The sequence below is a fragment of the Deinococcus sp. genome (genome assembly GCF_025362455.1).
Classification (GTDB): domain Bacteria; phylum Deinococcota; class Deinococci; order Deinococcales; family Deinococcaceae; genus Deinococcus.
In genome coordinates, this window is record NZ_JANYGJ010000236.1 from 1 (window position 1) to 2,334 (window position 2,334).

General features: G+C 67.3%; 2 protein-coding genes. Both read right to left on the bottom strand.

The annotated features are described in order from the left end of the window. The coding region (locus tag Q0R23_RS16520) for a HAMP domain-containing protein (RefSeq protein ID WP_293914767.1) at positions 1 to 1,473 on the bottom strand (1,473 nt) is incomplete at its 3' end. Positions 1,474 to 1,592: 119 nt separating this feature from the next. After that, on the bottom strand, positions 1,593 to 2,334 hold a 742-nt coding region (locus Q0R23_RS16525), incomplete at its 5' end, for a methyl-accepting chemotaxis protein (protein ID WP_293914769.1).

Below are 2,334 nucleotides of genomic sequence, written 5' to 3' on the forward strand. Positions count from 1 at the left end.
CTCCGAGCTGGCCTGCGAGACCGAACCGGAGGCGGTTCGCACGCCCCTGAGCACGCCGCCGAGTTCCTCGACCATGACGTTGATGGAGTCGACGACGTTGCCGAGCACGTCGTCGGAGACTTTGCCGCGCTGGGTGAGGTCACCGTCTGCGATGTTCATGGTCACGTCGAGGAAGCTGCCGATGTTGTTCTGGAGCTTGTCGGCCTCCTCGCGGGCGGCCACGTTGCGCACCTCGTTGGCGCGGAGCTGAGCGGCGGTCTGGTTGAAGGCCCCGGTCAGCTCGCCGATCTCGTCGCCGCTCTCGATGGGCACCTCCACGTCGAGGTTGCCCTGTCCCAGCGACTGCGCGGCAGCCGTCAGGCGCGAGAGCGGTCGGGTGATGGCGCGGGCGATCAGCGCCAGCAGGGCCACCGCCAGCGCCAGGGCCAGGGCCACCAGCGCCAGGGTCACCAGGCGGTTTTGCTGGTAGCTGGCCTGGCGCGATTCGAGCTGTTTTTTGAGGTCGCCGAGTACGTTGTCAAACAGCGCGTACTGGGCGGCGTTGGACTGACCGATCAGTTGCCGGTACTCCCCCAGCGTGATGGTCGGCGTGACCGGCGCGGCCACTTTATTCTCGAAGGTGTCGAGCAGCAGGCCGATCGACTGCTCGTAGCGGGCGCGCACGCCCTTGTCGCTGCCCACGCCGGAGGTGAACTTGAGGGTCTTGAGAATCTCGTTCTGGGCCGCTCTGGCCTCGTTGAGCCGGAAGCTGTACTCCACCTTCTGCACGTCGGTGACGGGTTTGTTGGTGTTGATGGCCACCAGGCTCGAAGCGCGGGTACGCCCGATGATCGGGTAGTTTTTGGGCAACTGGTTGGTGGCGAGCTGGCCGAGGTAATAGGCGTTGGCTTCGGGGTCCAGCGCGATCAGGGAGGAGTTGCCGATCACGCCGAACAGTTCACCGATCTGGGCGAGCAGCGCGGCGTTGACGCGGATATTCTCGTCCGGGCTGATCCGGCCAGAGGTCACGGCGTCGCGTTTGGCCTTCCAGCTTTTCTCCAGCCTGGCCACCGACGCGGTCACCGCGAAACCGCCCTTGTCCTGGGTGTCGAGCGTCCGGATGGTCTTCAGGGCCGCCTCGATGTTGCCGTTGGCCTGGTTCAGCGGTGCCCGCGCTGCCGAGACGCCCTGGAGGACGCTGACACTGTTCTGGGCATGGAGCTGCATCTGCTGAAACAGTTGCCGGGTCGGCAGCAGGTACTCGTAGCCGCCCAGCTCGGTCTGCACGATGTTGATGTTCTGCTGCTGCTCTTTGAGCAAAAAGCCCAGCAGCGCGGCGATCGGCAGCGCGAACACGGCGCCCGCCAGTGCCAGCTTCTGACCGACCCGCAGGCCGCCGGTCACCTGGGCGACCTGACCGGCGCCGCTGGACTGAGGCCGCAGGCGCTCGTCTGCCGCAGCAGAACGGTTGATGGAAGCGTTGGTATCGGTCATGGGTGGGTACTCCTTGGGGTGCTGGGTGCGGGGGTGGCGGGGTGAGGGTGGTGCCAGTCGGTGAGGGAACCCAGGTCAGTGCGGCTCAGGGGTCAGTGCGGCTCAGAGGTCGCTGCGGCTCAGGTCGGGAGCTGGAAGCGGGCCAGGCTGTCGTCGAGCTGCCGGGTCAGGGGCAACAGGCGCTCGGCGGCTTCGCGGCCCTGCTGCACGCTCAGACGCGACTGTTCGGCGACCTCACCGATCTGCGAGACGGCGCTGCCCATCTGCTCAATGCTGCTCACCTGTTGCCCGGTGGCGGCGCTGATGGCCTGGGCGAACTGGGCGGCCTGGGTCGAGAGTCGGCCCAGTTCTTCCAGGCGCTCCCCGGCGGCAGTGGCAATCTTGTAGCCCTGCTCGACCTCGCGGCTGCCGCCCTCGACGTTGCTGACCACCTCGCTGATCTCCTGCTGCACGGTGCGGATCAGGGTGGCGATGCGGGCGGTGGCTTCAGCAGAGGAGTCGGCCAGTTTGCGCACCTCGTCGGCCACCACGGCGAAGCGGCTTCCGGCTTCCCCGGCGTCGGAGGCTTCGATCGAGGCGTTCAGCGCCAGCAGGTTGGTCTGGCTGGAAAACTGCGAGATGGTCTCGACGATCTCCTGAATTTCCTTCGAGCGGCTGCTCAGCACCCGGATGCGCTCCGAGACGCCCTGGACCTCGCGGCGGATGTTCTGCATGCCGTCGAGGGTGCCGAGCACGGCTTCGCGGCCCTGCTGGGAGGCGGCCAGCGACTGCCGGGCCACCTCGGCGCTCTGCTGGGCGGCGGTGTTCATCTCGCGCATACCGGTGATGACGCCCTGGACCTGGGCGGCGACGCGGCGGGTT